14 protein-coding genes are annotated in these 18,323 nt (G+C 70.3%); 9 read left to right on the plus strand and 5 right to left on the minus strand.

Annotated features, from left to right (window positions below; genetic code table 11):
* Window positions 1-7 precede the first annotated feature (7 nt).
* Window positions 8-499 (minus strand): inorganic diphosphatase, encoded by a 492-nt coding sequence (gene ppa / locus ACFXKA_RS00210; RefSeq protein ID WP_354831485.1) that lies wholly within the window; start codon window positions 497-499, stop codon window positions 8-10.
* A gap of 251 nt (window positions 500-750) precedes the next feature.
* Between ppa and dacB the strand changes: the two genes are divergently transcribed.
* From dacB to ACFXKA_RS00235, 5 genes are all read left to right on the plus strand, one after another.
* Window positions 751-2,211, plus strand: a complete 1,461-nt coding sequence (gene dacB / locus ACFXKA_RS00215) for a D-alanyl-D-alanine carboxypeptidase/D-alanyl-D-alanine-endopeptidase (protein WP_379425106.1) — start codon at window positions 751-753, stop codon at window positions 2,209-2,211.
* Window positions 2,212-2,224: 13 nt separating this feature from the next.
* Entirely contained in the window at window positions 2,225-3,298 is a 1,074-nt protein-coding gene (locus ACFXKA_RS00220; protein ID WP_379425108.1) for a zinc-dependent metalloprotease, read from the plus strand.
* A 94-nt stretch (window positions 3,299-3,392) separates the two neighbouring features.
* The gene (locus tag ACFXKA_RS00225) at window positions 3,393-4,409 is read left to right on the plus strand and encodes an ATP-binding protein (RefSeq protein ID WP_379425852.1); all 1,017 of its coding nucleotides are present in this window, start codon (window positions 3,393-3,395) and stop codon (window positions 4,407-4,409) included.
* A 42-nt stretch (window positions 4,410-4,451) separates the two neighbouring features.
* On the plus strand, window positions 4,452-5,009 hold the full coding sequence (gene hpt, locus ACFXKA_RS00230) for a hypoxanthine phosphoribosyltransferase (RefSeq protein ID WP_354831477.1): 558 nt from the start codon (window positions 4,452-4,454) through the stop codon (window positions 5,007-5,009).
* A 377-nt stretch (window positions 5,010-5,386) separates the two neighbouring features.
* Window positions 5,387-6,274 carry a LysR family transcriptional regulator gene (locus tag ACFXKA_RS00235; protein ID WP_354831474.1) on the plus strand — a complete coding sequence of 296 codons (888 nt, stop codon included), beginning with the start codon at window positions 5,387-5,389 and terminating at the stop codon, window positions 6,272-6,274.
* A 153-nt stretch (window positions 6,275-6,427) separates the two neighbouring features.
* On the opposite strand, the gene ACFXKA_RS00240 is transcribed toward ACFXKA_RS00235, so the two are convergent.
* The gene (locus ACFXKA_RS00240) at window positions 6,428-7,813 is read right to left on the minus strand and encodes an amidase (protein ID WP_379425109.1); all 1,386 of its coding nucleotides are present in this window, start codon (window positions 7,811-7,813) and stop codon (window positions 6,428-6,430) included.
* A 258-nt stretch (window positions 7,814-8,071) separates the two neighbouring features.
* Here ACFXKA_RS00240 and ACFXKA_RS00245 point away from each other — a divergent pair, with 258 nt between their 5' ends.
* Genes ACFXKA_RS00245 through ACFXKA_RS00255 form a run of 3 tightly spaced genes read left to right on the plus strand, consistent with a single transcriptional unit; the run spans window position 8,072 to window position 13,505 of the window.
* On the plus strand, window positions 8,072-10,600 hold the full coding sequence (locus tag ACFXKA_RS00245) for a serine/threonine-protein kinase (RefSeq protein ID WP_379425110.1): 2,529 nt from the start codon (window positions 8,072-8,074) through the stop codon (window positions 10,598-10,600).
* Window positions 10,597-12,798 carry a protein kinase gene (locus ACFXKA_RS00250; protein ID WP_379425112.1) on the plus strand — a complete coding sequence of 734 codons (2,202 nt, stop codon included), beginning with the start codon at window positions 10,597-10,599 and terminating at the stop codon, window positions 12,796-12,798. The genes ACFXKA_RS00245 and ACFXKA_RS00250 overlap by 4 nt, the downstream gene beginning before the upstream one ends.
* Before the next feature lie 20 nt (window positions 12,799-12,818).
* Window positions 12,819-13,505 (plus strand): nucleoside/nucleotide kinase family protein, encoded by a 687-nt coding sequence (locus ACFXKA_RS00255; protein WP_379425113.1) that lies wholly within the window; start codon window positions 12,819-12,821, stop codon window positions 13,503-13,505.
* Between the two features lie 5 nt (window positions 13,506-13,510).
* Here the strand turns inward: ACFXKA_RS00255 and ACFXKA_RS00260 are convergent, their stop codons facing one another.
* Genes ACFXKA_RS00260 through ACFXKA_RS00270 form a run of 3 tightly spaced genes read right to left on the minus strand, consistent with a single transcriptional unit; the run spans window position 13,511 to window position 16,910 of the window.
* A complete protein-coding gene (locus ACFXKA_RS00260; RefSeq protein ID WP_379425114.1) occupies window positions 13,511-14,404 on the minus strand; it encodes a PfkB family carbohydrate kinase in 894 nt (297 codons plus the stop codon).
* 20 nt (window positions 14,405-14,424) lie between these two features.
* Window positions 14,425-15,255 carry an SDR family oxidoreductase gene (locus ACFXKA_RS00265; protein WP_379393528.1) on the minus strand — a complete coding sequence of 277 codons (831 nt, stop codon included), beginning with the start codon at window positions 15,253-15,255 and terminating at the stop codon, window positions 14,425-14,427.
* On the minus strand, window positions 15,255-16,910 hold the full coding sequence (locus ACFXKA_RS00270) for an aldehyde dehydrogenase family protein (RefSeq protein ID WP_379425116.1): 1,656 nt from the start codon (window positions 16,908-16,910) through the stop codon (window positions 15,255-15,257). The genes ACFXKA_RS00265 and ACFXKA_RS00270 overlap by 1 nt, the downstream gene beginning before the upstream one ends.
* Window positions 16,911-17,068: 158 nt before the next feature.
* Between ACFXKA_RS00270 and ACFXKA_RS00275 the strand changes: the two genes are divergently transcribed.
* Window positions 17,069-18,316 (plus strand): PucR family transcriptional regulator, encoded by a 1,248-nt coding sequence (locus ACFXKA_RS00275; RefSeq protein WP_379425118.1) that lies wholly within the window; start codon window positions 17,069-17,071, stop codon window positions 18,314-18,316.
* Window positions 18,317-18,323 lie beyond the last annotated feature (7 nt).

The following is an 18,323-nucleotide window of genomic DNA, read 5'->3' on the forward strand; positions in this document are numbered from 1 at the left end:
CGGGAGCTCAGTGGCCGCCCTGCTCCTTCAGGCGGGCGTAGGCCTCGTCGACCAGCTTCTCGGCCTTCGCGCGGCCCTCCCAGCCCTCGACCTTGACCCACTTGCCGGGCTCCAGGTCCTTGTAGTGCTCGAAGAAGTGCGCGATCTCCTTGCGCTGGAACTCCGGGATGTCCTCGACGTCCTGGATGTGCGCCCAGCGCTTGTCGCCGGCGGGCACCGCCACCAGCTTCTCGTCGATGCCGGCCTCGTCGCTCATGATCAGCACGCCGACGGGACGGGCCTCGACCAGCACACCCGGGAACACGGACTCGGGCAGCAGCACCATGCAATCCAGCGGATCGCCGTCGCCGCCGAGGGTGTTCTCGATGTAGCCGTAGTCGGCCGGGTACATCATCGGCGTGTACAGGAAGCGGTCCAGCCGAACGCGTCCGGTCTCGTGATCGACCTCGTACTTGTTGCGCTGACCCCGGGGGATCTCGATCGTGACGTCGAACTCCACGTCATCTCCTTTTCGGTGGGCGGTAAGGCTGCCGACTCGCCAGCTCGTTCAAGGGAACGACTGCGCAACGAGGATAGTGTGTGAATGCGGGGCAGTTCGCGGCCCGGCTCGGTTCTGGAGCGACGGAGCGAGGGAGCGCAGCGACTGAGCGTAGGAGTGAAGAACCGAGCTTTCGACTCCATAGGCCTGCGCCTTGGCCGCGAACCCGCGACGCCGAAGGCGGCGCAATCAGATACAGGAGACAGCGGCAGGTGTTTGGTCGGAACAAGCAGAGCATCGGTGGTCTGGAGGCCAAGCGGCGACGCAGAACCTGGATCGTGGTGTCGTTGGTGCTGGTCGTCGTGGTGGCGGCGGCCGGGGCGGTGGCGGTGATCCTGAAGCCGTGGACGGAGGAATTCCGGCACGGGGGGTTGACGATCGCCGATCCGCCCGCGCCCGTGAAGCCGATTCCGCAGGTCGCGCCCGCCCCGGTGACCGCGCCCGCCGCCTCCGCGAACGGGCTGGCCGCCGCGCTCGGACCGGTGGTCGGCAATCCGGACCTCGGGATCTTCGCCGCCTCGGTCTCCGACGGGGACACCGGCAAGGTGCTGTGGACCATGGACCCGGACAAGGGCATGATTCCGTCCTCCACCGCCAAGATCCTCACCACCGCGGCCGGACTGCTCGCCCTGCCCGACGATCACCGGATCACCACCAAGGTGGTGACCGGCTCGGCTCCCGGCGAGATCGTGCTGGTCGGCGGCGGTGACCCGACCATCACCGCGCAGCCCGACGGCAAGGGCTACTACCCGGACGCGCCCCGGCTGCAGGACCTGGTCGCGCAGATCAAGACCGCCGGGCAGCGGGTGGACTCCATCGTGGTCGACACCTCCGCCTACGCGGGCCCGAACTTCGCGCCCGGCTGGGACAACGCCGATATCGCGGGCGGCTCCATCGCACCGCTGGACCCGGTCATGATCGACGGCGGCCGCCTCGACCCGCTGGTCGAATATTCGCCCCGCACCCCCACTCCCGCCCTCGACGCGGGCCGGAAGCTGGCCACCGAACTTGGCGTCGATCCCGCCAAGGTGAAGCTGGGCACCGCCCCGGCGAGCGCGAACCAGCTGGCCGCCGTGCAGTCCGCGCCGTTGCGGGAACGCATGCTGCAGGCCATGGTGCACTCCGACAATGTGCTCGCCGAGGCCATCGGCCGCGAGGTCGCGGTGGCGAGCGGGCAGGAAGCCTCCTTCACCGGCGCGGTGACCGCCATGACGACCGTGCTGCAGGCCGCCGGATTCGATCTGACCGGCCTGAAAATGGCCGACAACAGCGGGCTTTCGACCGACGACCACATTCCCCCGCGCCTGCTCAACCGGGTGCTGACCGTGGCCGCGCTGCCCAATGGTGCTGTACCGCAAGACAATTCGACCGCCGACCCGGCCGCGACCAGCACCGACGGCTCCCCGCTCGCGCCGCTGCTCGACTTCCTGCCGGTGGCGGGCGGCACCGGCTCGCTGGCGAGCCGCTATGTCGACCGGGATCGCGACGGGGCGGGGTGGATCCGGGCCAAAACCGGAACTCTGTCCGTCTCGAGTGCGTTGGTGGGTTATGTGCTGGACCGCGACGGACGGGTCCTGACGTTCGCCTTGATGTCGAACGATCGGCCGCCGGAGGTGAGCCGACCCGCGCTGGATGCCGTCGCCAACGCACTGCGCAACTGTGGCTGCTCCTGACGGGTGGATGAACATGACCGGATCCGAAAACCCTGTGGCCCCCGCTCGCACCCGGACCAACCTGACCGGTGTCGTGGACTGGAACGTGGCCGCCCGCACCGGCGCCGCGCTGGTCCCCGCCGGGCCGCGGACATCCCGGTACTCGGCCGAACACGCGGTCGCCGAACTCGCCGCCGCCTCGGTGCGCGCCGAGGGGCCGGTCCGTGAGGTCAGCGGTCTCGACGACGGGTCGGTGGTACCGGACGCGCTGATCGTGGACCGGCCCGGCTGGATCCACGCCGCCGCCGAATCCATGGCCCAGCTCACCGGCAGCGGCCTGGAACCCGGGGAGAAGGGCAAACTCGTTGGCAAACCGGCCGGAGTGCAGGCCGGGGCCATGCTGGCGTTTCTGTCGACGGCCATCCTCGGCCAGTACGACCCGTTCACCGGGCCCGACGGCACGCTGCTACTGGTCGCGCCCAACATCATGGCGGTGGAACGCGCACTCGGCGTGCCACCCAGCGACTTCCGGCTCTGGGTGTGCCTGCACGAGGTCACCCATCGGGTCCAATTCTCGTCCGCCCCTTGGATCGCCGGCTACATGCGCCGCAATGTCGAGGTGCTCGGTGAGGCGGGTGACGAACCCCTCGCCGACATGCTGGCCCGGCTCGTCGACGCCGTGAAGGAGCGCCGCCGCGGCGGCGACGACCCGGCCGGCGGTGTCATCGGGCTGCTGCGCGCCACCCAGGCCGCACCGCAGCGCGAAGCCCTCGACCGCCTGCTCATGCTCGGCACGCTGCTGGAGGGCCACGCGGACCACGTCATGGACGCCGTCGGACCCGCCGTGGTGCCCTCGGTCGCCCGCATCCGCGCCGCCTTCGATCAGCGCCGCAAGCGCCCCGCCAACCCCATCCAGCGGCTGCTGCGGGCACTGCTCGGCATGGACGCCAAGGTCGCCCAGTATGTGCGCGGCAAGGCCTTCGTCGACGAGGTCGTCGACACCGTCGGCATGGCGCGGTTCAACACCATCTGGACCGACCCCGAAACCCTGCCCCGCACAGACGAAATCGGCGAACCGCAGCGCTGGGTCGCCCGCGTCCTCGGCTGAGCCGTTGCCGCCGCGCCGTGCCCCGGGGCCCGCGTGCGACGATCAGGGCGTGAACGATCGGCCCCGGCTGCCCGAGACGCCTGCCGCACTGGAGATGCGGCGCGCCGTGCGGGAATGGCTGGGACGGTACGCGCCCGACGGAGTGGTCGCCGTGGCCCTCTCGGGTGGGGCGGATTCGGTCGCGCTGACAGCCGCCGCCTGTGCGGAGGCGGATGTGGTGGACGCGCTGACGGTGGATCACGGTTTGCAGGCGGGGTCGGCGGAGGTGGCCGCGGCGGCGGCCGCGCTGGCGTCGCAGCTGGGCTGCCGGTCGGCGCGGGTATTGACGGTGACGGTCGAGCGTGCCGGGACGGGCCCCGACATCGCCGATCGCGACCCGGACATCGGCCGCCCCGCGGGCCTCGGCGACCGTGCGGGCAAGGCCCGGTACCCGGGTGGTCCGGAAGCGGCGGCCCGGCGCGCCCGGTACGCGGCGCTGGACCAGGCGCGGCAGGGATTGCCGGTGTTGCTCGGGCACACGCTGGACGATCAGGCCGAGACGGTACTGCTCGGGCTGGGGCGTGGGTCGGGGGCGCGGTCCATCCGGGGGATGCCGGAATTCGATGCGCCGTGGGGGCGGCCGCTGCTCGGGGTGCGGCGGAGCGTGGCCCGCGAACTGTGCGCGGATCTGGGGATCACGCCCTGGCAGGACCCGCACAACAGCGCGCCGGAATTCACCCGGGTTCGCCTGCGGCACGAGGTGCTGCCGCTGCTCGAGGACGTGCTCGGCGGCGGCGTGGCCGCCGCGCTCGCGCGCACGGCAGCGCACCTGCGGGAGGACGGGGAGGTGCTGGACGCGCTCGCCGGAGAGTTGCTGGCAGCTGCCCGGGACGGTGACGGGCTGCGAATCGAGATGCTCGCCACTGCCGCGCCCGCGGTCCGCCGCCGCGTCATTCGCGAATGGTTGCTCGAGCGTGGCGCAAAATCCTTGACGGACAGCAATTTACGAGCGGTCGAGGCGCTGGTCACGCGGTGGCGGGGGCAGGGCGGGGTCGCGGTCGGCGGTTCGGCCAGTGGGACGAGGTTGGTTGCCGCGCGTGAACATGGCAGGCTCATACTCGGTTCGGAGTGAACCCGGATTCGGGTCGACATCACTGAAGGGAAACCAGCGGACGTGTACGGGGACGACATCGCGTCGGTGCTGATCAGCGAGGAACAGATCGCCGACAAGGTCGAGGAACTGGCCGAACTGGTCGCCAAGCGCTATCCCGCCGATGCCCCCGAGGGCGATCTGCTGCTGGTGGGCGTGCTCAAGGGCGCCATCTTCTTCATGACCGACCTGGCCAAGAAGCTCACCGTGCCGACGCAGATGGAGTTCATGGCCGTCTCGTCCTACGGGTCCTCCACCTCGTCCTCGGGCGTGGTGCGCATCATGAAGGACCTGGACAAGGACATCGCCGGGCGCAATGTGCTGATCGTCGAGGACATCATCGACTCCGGCCTGACGCTGTCGTGGCTGCTGCGCAACCTGTCCAGCCGCAACCCGGCCTCGCTCGAGGTGGTGACGCTGCTGCGCAAGCCCGACGCGCTGCGCACCCAGGTGGATGTGATGGCCGTGGGCTTCGACATCCCGAACGAGTTCGTGGTGGGCTACGGCCTCGACTACGCCGAGCGCTACCGTGATCTGCCGTACATCGGCACCCTGGACCCGAAGGTCTACGGCGGGGAGTAACAACTCTCGAGGATCTGAACGAAGGCCGCTGCCGGTTACCGGGGGCGGCCTTCGGCGTTGATGTGACGAAACTCACTCGATGGGCTGGTTTGGGGCGTGGGCCGGGGGGAGTGGTCGTTGCTGGATGTCAGCGCTCGGGCCGGGTGGGAATCGGGCGTGGGGGCGGATTTATGTGTAACTGCTGGTCAAGTGTCCGCTAGGGCGTCGGCGGGTGGGCGTCGGTGAATGGCCAGGAATTCGCGGGTCCGGTTAACAGAATGTTTCGGGGGAGTCCTATGCTGTCTGTAACAAACCTGACGGCTGTTTTCTGATCCAGTTGCAAACTTTTGGGTCAGATACGGCTGGAAAATCAAGACCGATTCTGATAGCAAGGGGCTATGGACCCGCATTTGCGCGACCTGCGGTATTTCGTCGCCGTCGCTGAGGAACTGCATTTCACCAACGCCGCTCAACGGCTGCACATCGCACAACCCACCCTGTCACGACAGATCCGTCAGCTGGAGCGCCAGCTCGACGTCGTGCTGTTCGACCGCAACCAGCGCAGCGTGGCCCTGACCGTCGCCGGCAAGGAACTCCTCGAAGGCGCGCGGAAGATTCTGGAACTGTGGGAAGTCACCAATGTCGCCCTGCAGGAGGCCGGTGAGGTGCTGCGCGTCGGCATCCAGTCCTCCATCGGCCGCGGCCTGATCACCGACCTGGAGAGCGCCAGCGGCCACCGGCTCGCCCTGCACTCCGCGTCCTGGACCGACCCGTCCAGCGGGCTGGCCGGTCGTCAGGCCGACCTCGCGCTCATGTGGCTGCCGGTGCCCGACACCAGCCGCTACCGCTGGCAGGTGCTGCGCACCGAACCGCGCTGGGTGCTGCTGCCCGAGAACCACGCCCTGGCCGGCCAGGAGCAGATCGACTTCGCCGACCTGATCGACGAGCCCTTCATCGCCATGCCCGCCGAAGCCGGTGCGGCACGGGACTTCTGGCTCGGTGCGGACGCCCGCGGCGGCCGTCAGGCCAAGATCGGCGCGGAAGCGGCCACCGCCGAGGAGCGCCTCGAAGCGGTCAGCCTCGGCCTGGGCGTGTGCCTGCTGGCCGAGAACAACGTCCCCATGTACCGCTGGCCCGGCCTCACCGCCCGCCCGGTCACCGGCCTGGCCCCCTGCGAACTGGCGGTGGCCTGGCGCGCCGACGACGACCGCCCCACCATCCTCGAGTTCGCCGTCCGCGTCCTCGACGGCGGCTTCGCCGAGAAGGAACCCGTCGCGGCCCAGTAGGCCCCCGGCCCGGACCGGTCGAAACGGGCGGCGGCAGAGGGTCGGAGGTTGCCGCGGTCCGTCCGGGAGTACGGGATCGGGACAGAAGCACAGCGCCGCGTCACCTAGTGACGCGGCGCTGTGCTGTATCCGGGCGTGCTGTGCCGGGTGTGCTCAGGGAGCGACGCGCTGCCAGGGGTGGGCGGCCTCGATCTGCGCGGCCAGCCGGAGGATGGTCGACTCGCTGCCGGGCGGACCCGCGATCTGCGCCGCGACCGGGGTGCCGGTGCGCGGGTGCAGGCCCATGGGTAGTGACAGCGCGGGCCAGCCGACCAGGTTCCACAGCGGCGTGAACGGCGAGAACTTGGTGTTCGCAAGGACATTCGCCAGCCAGGGGCGGGAATGCCAGCGGCGGGCACGCGGGGCAGGGGTCGCCAGGGTGGGCGTGATGACCACGTCGTAGCGCTCGAAGTAGTCGAGCAGCCGGGCCTCCACACGATCGACCTGCGACGGGCGCAGCAGTCCGGACTTCAGCACCGCCCTGCCGAGGGCGACGTGCACCCGGGTGCGGCGCTGCAGGCGATCCGGGTGCTGGACGGTCGCGGCCTCGCGGGCGGCATTGCCCAGCCAGCGCAGCAGCAGTGCGAAAGTCGAGCCCTGATACGGGAGTTCGGCGACGCCGATGATGTGGCCCGCCCGGGAGGCGGCCGCGGCGGCCTTGTCGGCGGCGGCGGTCCAGGCCAGGTCGATATGGCCCAGTGGTGTCGGAGCCCCGGTGGCCAGGCCGATGCGCAGCGTCGAGGGCGTCTCCAGATCGGCCAGGTCGGGGCGGTCCGCGAGCACCGAGAGCATGAGCGCGGTATCCGCGACCGTCGTTGCGAGGACCCCGTTCTCGGTCATCCCGCCCCACGAGTCCAGCCCCACCTCTGCGGGCACCAGACCGCGGCCGGGCTTGAGGCCGACCACGCCGCAGCAGGCGGCCGGAATGCGGACCGAGCCGAGCCCGTCATTGCCGTGCGCGATCGGGACCATGCCGGAGCCGACCGCCGCGCCGGAACCACCCGACGAGCCGCCCGCGGAGTAGCGGGTGTTCCACGGGCTGCGGGTGATGCTGCCCGGGCTGTCGGTGACACCCCAGAGCCCGAATTCGGGCACCGTGGTCAGGCCCACGACGACCGCGCCCGCGGCGCGCAGCCGCCGCACCACCGGGTGATCGCCGGTGGCTGGGGTATCGGGACCGGCCAGCGAGCCGCCCCGGGTGATCTCGCCGGCGACGTCGATATTGTTCTTGACCGCGATCGGCACGCCGGCCAGCGGCAGCATGTCCAGATCCGGTCGTTCGGCCACCGTGCGGGCCTCGGCGCGGGCCGCTTCCTCGCGAACGAGACTGAAAGCGTTCAATTTCCGATCGCGGGCGCGAATCCGGTCCAGCGCCGCGCCGACCGCGTCCTCGGGGGAGATCGAGCCGTTCTGGACGGCCGCGGCGATGCCGGTGGCCGTGGTCAGGTCCACGGGGGGACGGTCGGATGGGGTGTCGGAATCGGCCGTGGTGCGTGCCACCGCTACCTCCTCGGCGGTGCCGGCTGTGGCGATTTCAGCCGCTAGCGCCGTGCCCTCGTCGTGCATGCTGATGTTCCCCCGTCGCCTCGTGTCGAAATCGGGTGATCCGCTCGTGAGCCGCAAGTTATCATTCCGGCTAGCAGTCGGGGATGATGGTGTGGGGTGTGGCGGGTTCTTTGTCCCAATCTCAGAATCCACGACATCCTCGGATCGACAGTGCGGATCACGACATCCGTGCCGAGCCAGAGGGGTGCGGACATGGCTTCTGGTTCCGACCACCGTTCCGGCGGTTACTCGGCGAAAACGGAATCGAGTGCGATCGCCGCCTTCACGGCGGCGTGGGACTCCACTGCGGCTCCGCCCCGGATCGCCGACTATCTGCCCGACGCCACCACGCTGCGACGGGGTGCGCTGATCGAGCTCATCCGGGTGGACATGCGCCACCGCTGGCTGCACCGACCCGCCGGAACCGAGGTCTCCCCGCCCAAACGGCTGCGCGACTACTGCGTCGAATTCCCCGAACTCGCGGATCGGGATCTGCCCGCCGGGCTGGTGTACGAGGAGTTCGTCATCCGCCGGCACAGCGGCGAGCGCGTGGATCCGCGCGACTGCCTGCGCGAATATCCGCATCAGGCGACCGAGCTGCGGGAACTGCTGAATGCCGACGACGACGATCAGAGCACGCGGCGGGCCGGGCTGGACGAATCCACGCGCGGTGACTTCGGGCTCGAACGCTCCGAGCGGACGCAGCTCGAGCGGACGCAGCTCGAGCCCACCGCCCGGCCCGGGCCGGCCGTGGACGGCGACACCACCCGGGTACCCGAACCGGGTGAGGTGACGCTGTACGAGGAACCCTCGCAGCTGGTCGGCGCGCCGGCCGAGCCCACCCCGGCCACCGGCGGGATCACCACGCCCGAGACCGGGGAACTGCTCGATCGCATCGAAATCGGGCAGCGCATCGATGATTTCGACCTGCTGACAAATCTTGGTTCCGGGGCGTTCGCCCGGGTCTTCCTGGCCCGGCAGCGCTCCCTGCAGCGGCTGGTGGCGGTGAAGATCTCCGCCGACCACGGCACCGAGCCGCAGACCCTGGCCCAGCTCGACCACGACTACATCGTGCGGGTCTTCGACCAGCGGCTGATGTCGGATCTGCGCACCGACTCCGGCCGGCGACTGCGACTGCTGTACATGCAGTTCCTGCCCGGCGGCACCCTGCTCGGCGTGCTGCGCTGGGTGCGGGCCACCCCGCCCGGGCAACGCAGCGGACGGCTACTGCTGGACGCGGTCGACGCGGCCATGGAGGAGAAGGGCGAGATCCGGCCCACCGACTCCAGCGTGCGCGCCGAGCTGGCCGGGTTGTCCTGGCCGGAAACCGTGGCGTGGCTGGGCCGCCGGCTGGCCGAGGCACTGGATTACGCGGACGGGCACGGGGTCCTGCACCGGGACGTGAAACCCGCGAATGTGCTGCTCACCGCCGAGGCGGTACCGAAACTGGCCGACTTCAACATCAGCTTCAGCCGGAATATCGACGTCGCCGGCCCGGTCGCGTACTTCGGCGGTTCGCTGTCCTACATGTCCCCGGAACAGCTGGACGCGTGCCACCCCGGCACCGCCACCAGCGCCGGCGACCTGGACACCCGCGCCGATATCTTCTCCCTCGGCGTGGTGTTGTGGGAGCTGCTCACGGGGGCGAAACCCTTCGACGACACCACCGCCGGGCCCGGCGATCACGGCGACCGCACCACCCTCGAGGCCATGCTCGCGCGGCGGCGCGGTGGCGTCGACACCGCCGCCCTCGGCCGGGTGCCGCCCGACTGCCCCGCCGCGCTGCGCCGGGTCCTGCTCACCTGCCTGGAGCCCACCCGCGAACAGCGCTGGAGCAGCGGCGGGATCCTGGCCAAACAGCTCGACATGTGCCTGGACGAACGCGCCCGCGACCTGGTCGACCCGCCGCCGCACAGCTGGCGGATGCGGTTGCGGCCGTGGATGATTCCGCTGGTCACGCTGGCCATCGTGGTGCCGAACCTGCTGGCGTCGCTGTACAACATCGCGCACAACCGGGCCTTCATCATCAACCACCTGTCCGAGTCGGCCATGCACACCTTCATGGTCACCACGACCACGGTGAACCTGGTGTTCTTCCCGCTCGGGACGGCCGTCATCGCCTATTTGTGCCGGTCCCTGATCTTTGTGCCGCGCGGGGTGCGGCTGGGCCGCGAATACGACCCGGAGACGCTGCGCAGAGCCCGCGGGGACGTGCTGCTGGCCGGGGAGCGCATCTCCCTGGTGGTGTTCTCGCTGTGGGTGCTCGCGGGCATCACCTTCCCGACGGTGCTGCGCATGACGGCTCCCGACCTACCGGCCCGTGGCATGGTGCACTTCCTGGTGTCGCTGGTGGTGTGCGGGGCCATCGCCGTGGCGTATCCGTTCTTCCTCGTGGCCTTCTATCTGGTGCGGTGCATCTATCCGATGTTCCTGCGGCAAGGGGACATCAGCGCCGAGGACGCGGTGTGGCTGCACCGGCTGGGCCACCGCTGCACCACCTATCTGGCGGTCGCGGCGTCGGTCCCGCTGCTGGCGGTGGCGGGCGTGACGTTCCTCCCGCCGGACGACATTCCGCAGGTGATCGTCGCGGTGCGGGTGCTCAGCGTCGGCGGGATCGCGGCCTTCGTCCTGATCTATGCCATGTTCCGGGCGCTGGAGGCCGACCTGGCGGCGCTGGAGCGGGTGGTGTCGTCGACCCCCTCGTCGCGGGCGCGCGGAAACGGGGCGGGTACCGAATCGTGAGTGAACTCGCAGCGCAAGCCCTCGCCCGCTTCGCTGCCGACTGGGAATCCACCTTGCGCGGCGACCGCGGCGAACCGCCGCCCCTGGCCGGTTATCTGCCCGACGGGGATGAGGTGAGGCTCGCGGTCCTCACCGATCTGGTGCGGGTGGACATGCGGCAGCGCCGGCGGCGCGCCGGAATGGAGAAGCGGCTCGCGGAGTACCGCCGGGAATTCCCGGAGGTGGGGACCAGCCCGGACTTCGCCGACCTGGTCTGCGAGGAGTACGTGGCCCGCAGCCGCTTCCGGCCGGTGGACGTGGACAGCTTCACCGCCGAGTACCCGGAGGCGGCCACCGAGATCCGCCGCCGCTTCACCGGCGACACCCCGCCGCCCCCGCCGCCCGCGCTGCCCGAGGGCATCGGAACCGGCCGCCGCCTCGACGATTTCGACCTGCTCACCGATCTCGGCGGCCGTGAACACAGCCGCATGTTCCTGGCCCGGCAGCGGTCCATGCAGCGGCTGGTCGCGGTGCGGGTGGAGGCGGGCGTGGACAGCGACACCGACACCGTCGCGCAGCTCGACCACCAGCACATCGTGCGGGTCTTCGACCAGCGCCTGATTGCCGACGGCAGCACCGGAAAACCGTTGCGGCTGTTGTACATGCAGTATCTGCCCGGCGGCACCGTCGACGGCGTGCTGGCCCGGCTGCGGCAGGAATCCACGACGGCCGGGCGCGACAGCGCCGATGGCGGACTGCTGCTGCGGGCCATCGACGCGGCCATGGAGGCCAAGGGTGAGATCCGGCCGGCCGGGTCCCGGGTGCGGGCCGAGATCGCCGGGCTGAGCTGGCCGGAAACCGTGGCGTGGGTGGGGCGGCGGCTGGCGGAGGCGCTCGACTACGGGTTGCGGCAGGGGGTGCTGCATCGCGACATCCGGCCCGGCAATGTGCTCTTCACGGCGGAAGGGGTGCCCAAGCTCGCGGATTTCGCGCTGGGGCCGGTGTACTGGAGTGGGGCGTTCCTCGGGGCGGGCGCGAATGATGCCGGGGCGCTGCGGTATCGGTCGCCCGAGGCGCTGGCCGCGCAGCTGGATCCGGCCGCGCCGCTGCCGGACACCCGCGGCGACATCTACTCGCTCGGACTCGTGCTGTGGGAAATGCTCACGGGCGCACTGCCATTCGACGATGCGGGCGCCGGGACCGATACCGGGGCGGTGCGGGCCATGCTGGCCCGGCGGATGGCGGGCGTGCCCGCGGCGGCCCTGGACACGCTGCCCGCCGACACCCCGGCCGCGCTGCGGCGGGTGCTGCTGGAATGCCTGCAACCCGATCCCGCGCGGCGCTGGCAGACCGGCGGCCAGCTGGCCGGGCAGCTCAACCTGTGCCTCGATCCGCGGGCCCGGGATCTGGTGGATCCGCCGCCGCACACGCTCTGGGCCCGATTGCGCGGCTGGCCGGTGCCGATCGCGATGCTGTGCGTGGGCCTGCCGAATGCCGTGGCCAGCTGGTACAACGTCCGGATCAACCAGAGTCTCGTCGTGAATGAGCTGCCGCTGGTGGATCAGCAGCGCTTCGAGCAGGTGGCGCTGGTGAACAATCTGGTCGCCTTCCCGCTGGCGGCGCTGCTGCTGTTGTGGCTGGCGCGGCGGCCGCTGACCGTCTCCTACCGCTTGGCCCGCGGGCACCGGTACACCCCGGCCCAGCTGGCCCACGCCCGCGCCGACACGCTGCTGATGGGGGAGCGGGCGGTGTGGGTGCCGTTCGCCATGTGGCTGATCGCCGGGGTGGCGTGGCCGCTGGCCCTGTCCGATACGGGAGCGCGGTTGCCGCACAATGCCTTCGCGCACTTCTTCACCGCGCAGGTGGTGTGCGCGACCATCGCGCTGGCCTATCCGTTCTTCCTGATCATGGTGTACGCGGTGCGGTCGCTGTATCCGCAGCTGCTGGCGCGCGGTTCGGTGGGGCCCGCCGATCGGCGGCAGCTGTCGGCGCTGGCGCGGCGCAGCAATTTCTATCTCGCCGCGGCCGCGTCGGTGCCGCTGCTGGCGGTGGCCACCGTGACCTTCGTGTCGACCGCCGATCTGTCGCTGGTGATCGTGCCGCTGCGGCTGATCAGTGTCGGCGGCGTGCTGGCGTTCGTGATCACCTACCGGCTCTCGCGGCTGCTGGAGGAGGACCTGCACGCGCTGGCGCGTGCCATTCCCGAAGGCGGGCATTGATTCCCCGTAGGCTCGGAGGGGTGGCGATACGTGGCAGTGTCGAAACCTCGTTGGCGGAGTTGGCGGCTCGCGTTCGCCGCCGCGCCGACGGGCATTCCGGTCGGTTTCTGCTCGGTATCGCGGGCCCGCCCGGTGCCGGCAAATCCACTCTCGCCCGCGGCATTCGCGACGAACTGAATCTGGCCGCCGGCGCTTCGATCGCCGAAGTCGCGCCCATGGACGGATTCCACCTCACCAACGCCCAGCTGCGCGCCGCCGGATTCCTCGATCGCAAGGGCGAACCCGACACCTTCGACATCGACGGCTATGTGGCCCGGCTGCGCACCGTTCGCGAGACCGAGCCGGGCACGCCGGTGTCCTGGCCCACCTACGATCGCGAGATCCACGAACCGGTCCCCGGCGGCATCGTGTTCGATCGCCAATCCATCGTGGTGACCGAGGGCAACTACCTGCTGCTCGATGATCGTGCCCACCCGGCTTGGGCCGCCGTGCGCCCGCTGCTCGACGAGACCTGGTACCTGGACGTGCCGCGGCCGATCATCGAACAACGCCTGTTGCGCCGTCACATTCGCGGCGGCCGCACCCTCGAGGCCGCGCGGACCAAGGTGGCGCACAGCGACCTCCGCAATGCCGCCCTCGTCGAATCCACCCGCACCCGAGCCGATCTGGTGCTGCGCAAGGCCGGACGCCGCTACCGCATCGACTGAACGCGTTATCCAATCGACCGAATATCGAAGTGCCGCATCCATTCTCGGGTGCCAAGGAAGCCGCAGGAGGCCGTCGCCACTGCGGCCGCGCGCCGCAGTGCGACCGGGAAATCCGCGCCACGCTCGTGAAAATGGCAGAACGCGCCGTGCAGAATGTCGCCCGCCCCGAGGGTGTCCACCGCCGGCGCCGCGGGGACGGGGATCTCGCCGCGTTCGCCGGGCAGCGAGTATCGGATCGGGCCGCCACCACCGGTGATCGCGACCAGCCGCGGTCCTGCCGCGTGCAGGTGGTCGAACACCTCACCGGCCGAATCACCCTGTACCCCAGGCGGAGTGAAGGCACTCGAGCAGATGGCGATATCGACGACCGGCAGCAGTGCGCCGTGCACCGGACGCCAGCGGCCGGCATCCAGCACCACGGGCACGCCCGCCGCCCGCGCCGCCGTCGCCAGCCGTAGCGCGGGTTCGGGATAGTGGCCGTCCACCAGCAGCACCGTGGCGCTGTCGAGCACCTCGGCCGCGGTCTCGTCGAGGGCCGGGTCGACCCGGGATCCGTCCAGCGACACGATGGTCCGGGTGGCCGTCGCGGTGGCGACGATGATCGAGGACACCGGCGGCTGCTGAGCGCCGCCGGGCGTGAGGTCCACGGCGGTGACCCCGTGCCGCTGCAGATCACCGCGAATCAGTTCCGCCAGTGGATGTTTGCCCAGCGCGGTCACCAGGGCCGGGGTCGCGCCGGACAGGAAGGCGTAGGTCACCGCCGCATTGGCGGCCGGTCCGCCCGCGCCGAGGAACAGGTCGGCGGCCTGGGTCTTGGAGTCCTCGGCGGGATACCGGTCGACGGCATAGGCGAGATCCAGTGTCGACAATCCGGCGAAAACCGCACTCCTGCTACCCATGCCGCCGACCCTACGGTGAGCTACTCGCGCACCCGGTTCTCATAGGCCTTGCGCGCGTCGGAGTCCACATCGTCCAGGAACGCGCTCTGCGCACCCAGCGCGCGCCCGATGGCATCGCCCACCGACTGCGGCAGCAGACCCACCACCTGCGAGATGATGCCCGCCACCGCCGTGACGCGAACCTTGGAGCGCGGCTCCACGATCAGCTTGGTGATGGCGTCGGCGATCTCCTCCGGCTCGGCCGGGCGCAGCAGCTTGGGCCCCGTAACCCCGGATCCCAGTTCGGTTCTGGTGAGCGTCGGCAGCACCGAGGAGAAGCGCAGCCCGGTGCCCCGGTACTCCTCGCGCAGGGTGTCGGTGAAGCCCAGCACCGCGTGCTTGCTGGCGTTGTAGGTGGCCAGGCCTGGAATGTGGGTCTCGCCGGCGAGCGAGGCGATATTGATGACGTGCCCGCGCCCGCGCGGCAGCATGCGCCCGATGGCCAGCTTGGAACCGAGGATCACGCCGTACACATTGATATCGAGGATGCGGCGGGTGATCTGATCCGGTTCGTCCACCACGCGGCCGGTGGGCATGATCCCGGCATTGTTGATGAGCACGTCGATCGGGCCGAGGCGGCGCTCCACCTCGTCGAGGAAGGCGTCGAAGGACTGGTGGTCGGTGACGTCCAGCCGGTCGTAGACGTCGAAACCCCGTGCGGCGCCGGACTCTTTGACGGTGGTCTCGTCGATATCGCCGATGGCGATCCTGGCGCCGAGGGCCTGCAGGGCGGTCGCGGTGGCCAGGCCGATGCCGCGCGCACCGCCGGTGATCACCACGACCTTGCCGGCGATCGTTCCGAAGTCGGTCATCACATCCCCCGCACGGTCTTGATGATGGCGGGCAGGTTGATCCGCCGCAGTCCGCGGGTGCCCGCGGCCCGCATGGCGCCCATGGCGATGGTCAGCTTGGCCGGCGAATACGGGAACCACAGCGGCTCTTTGGTTTGCGTCGGCAGGATCGGCTTGGTGATGGCCTGCTGACGGCAGTACTTACGCACGCCGTTGGCACCGCCCCAGCGCGCGCCGGCGCCGGACAGGCCCCAGCCGCCCATGGGCAGCGCGAAGCTGAACATATTGGCGAACACGTCGTTGATGTTCACCGCGCCCGCGTTCAGTTGGCGCGCAACGCGTTCGGCGCGATCCTTGTCGCCGGACCAGACCGAGGCGGACAGGCCGTAGATCGAATCATTGGCCAGGCGAATGGCTTCCGCCTCGTCGGCCACCTTCATGACCGGCAGCGTAGGCCCGAAGGTCTCCTCGGTCATGCAGGTCATGGTGTGATCCACGTCGGCGAGCACGGTCGGCTCGAAGAGCGTGCCGACGCCGGTGCGCTTGCCGCCGGTCGTGACGCGTGCACCCGCCTTGACGGCCTCCTCGACGTGCCGCTGCACGATCTGCGCCTGGTTCTCGTTGGCGAGTGCGCCCATGTCGTACCGGGGTTGGCGGCCGTCCACGCCCTGGCGGACCTCCTTGACGGCGGCGGTCAGCTTCGCCAGGAACTCGTCGTAGACAGGGGCTTCCACGTACACGCGCTCGACCGAGATACACACCTGCCCGGCGTTGAACAGCCCGCCGAAGGCGATGCCGTGCGCGGCGCGATCCAGGTCGGCGTCGGCCAGCACGATGGCCGGGTCCTTGCCGCCGAGTTCCAGGCTGAACGGGATCATCCGCTCGGTGCAGGCCGCCGCGATCTTGCGGCCGGTGGCGGTGGAACCGGTGAACTGGATGTAGTCGGCGTTCCCGACCACGGCCGCGCCCGTCTCGCCCGCGCCGGTGACCACCTCGAACACCGGCGGTGCGCCGATCTCGCGCCAGCCGCGCGCGAGCTCGACCGCCGAAAGCGGTGTCACCTCGGAGGGCTTCAGGATGACGGCGGCGCCCGCGGCCAGCGCCGGGATCACATCGATGACCGGCATGGCCAGCGGGAAGTTCCACGGCGTGATCACACCGACCACCGGATAGGGCCGGAACACGGTGGTCAGCTGCTTGACCCGGGCCAGCGGGCTGTGCGGCGAAGGGTGTTCGTCCGCAAGGAATTTCGCGGCGCGGCGGGCGTAGTAGCCGGTCAGATCGACCGAGAACGCCGGGTCGATGAGCGAGTCCACCCGCGCCTTACCGGTTTCGGACTGCAGCACGTCGGCCAGGCGATCGGTATTGTCCACCAGCCAGTCCTGCAACTTGAGCAGCCACTCCTTGCGCCCGTCGGGGCCCAGGGCCTCCCAGGCGGGCTGCTGCACGCGCAGGGCGGCGACCTTGGCGGCGACCGTCTCGGCCGAATCGATCGGTACCGTGCCCGCGAGTGCGCCGGTCGCCGGGTTGCGGACCTCGAGTTCGGTGGCGGGCGCCGGGGCCGGCTCCGGTTTCGGGGCGGCTCCCGGTTTCGGGGTGGCCTTGACGGCGGTCCCGGCCGGCTTGCGAGTCCCGGTCTTGCGAGCGGTGCCCGCGGCGGGTTCGGTATTGGTCACGATGTGCCTCTCCCCACGTGCGCTACGTTGCGACGGCGAGCTGTGCCCCAGCTCACTGGACTATGATCGTGACACAATTTCGTGAGCCCATGCTTGGCCAATCGGGTCAATTGTTCCGGTCGGTTTTGTGCTCTGAGTACAACCTCGGAGGAGTGCCCGTGGTGACGCCCGCGAACCCGGCGGAGATCCGGCTCTGGATCGCCGATTTCGTCGCGGAAACCCTCCCGGCCGAAACCCTGGAACAGGTCGTCACCCGCCTCGACGACGCCATCATCGCCCGCATCCCGGAGATGCGGGACCGCGATATGCGCCGCGACCTGGCCGCCAGCAGCCGGGCCCACGCGGTCGCCGTGCTCAGCGGCCTCACCCAGGACCTGTTCGAATACCCGGTCCCGCCGGAGGCGCACGCCTTCGCCCGCACCGTCGCCCGCCGCGGCTATGACGTGCGGCTGCTGCTGCGCGTCTACCACCTCGGCCAGGAGGCGGTCATCGATTACATGACCGAGGTGCTCGAACAGCGGCAGCTGCCGCAGGACATCGAAAGATCGGTGCTGCTGAGGCTTTTCGACCGCACCACGCGCTGGGTCAGCACCTCGGTCGAGGCTCTCACCGACACCTACATGGCCGAGCGGGAGCGGGGCCTGCGCGCCGCGTTCACCCAGCGCGCCGAGACCGTGCGCGCCCTGCTGGACGGCGCCGAGGTGGATATCGAAACCGCTTCGGGCCGGCTCGGATACCGGCTGGCACAGCGGCATCTGGCGCTGGTGCTGTGGACGGACGAGGATGCCGCGCCACTGCCGCCGGACGGCACCGGCGAGGCCGTCGGCCGGCTCGACCGGATCGTGGCCCGCTACGCGGGCACGTTCGGCAACGGCAGCCTGCTCACCGTGCCCTCGGGTGCGACCGCGCTGTGGGCGTGGATCGGCGTGGACGACGCGCTGCCCGAGCCCGGCGATCCGGTGTGGTCGGTGGACGCGCCCGTGCGGGTGGCGATCGGCGTGCCCGCCGCGCACGCCGCCGGCTTCCGGGCCGGTCACCGGGAGGCGGTCGCCGCCCGGCAGGTCGCCGAGCGCGCCCGCCCGGGCCTGCCGCGGGCACTGCACTACGCGGAGGTGGAGATCGCCTATCTGGCGGGATCCGACGAGACCGCCATGCGTTCGCTCATCGAGAGGGAACTGGGCGCACTCGCCGCACCCGACGCGCAGTCGGCGCGACTGCGGGAAACCTTGCATGCCTACCTGCGAGCCCGCCGCAGCCCGGACGCGGCCGCGAAACTGCTCGGCGTGCACAAGAACACGGTGCGATACCGAATTCAGCGCATAGAAGAACTACTCGGTCACTCTCTCGACCAGAGTGGTACGCGACTGGCGGTCGCGCTCGACTGCGTGGCGGTCTACGGCGTGTGAGTCCGCG

It is taken from the genome of Nocardia sp. NPDC059228, from assembly GCF_042754245.1.
GTDB lineage: Bacteria > Actinomycetota > Actinomycetes > Mycobacteriales > Mycobacteriaceae > Nocardia.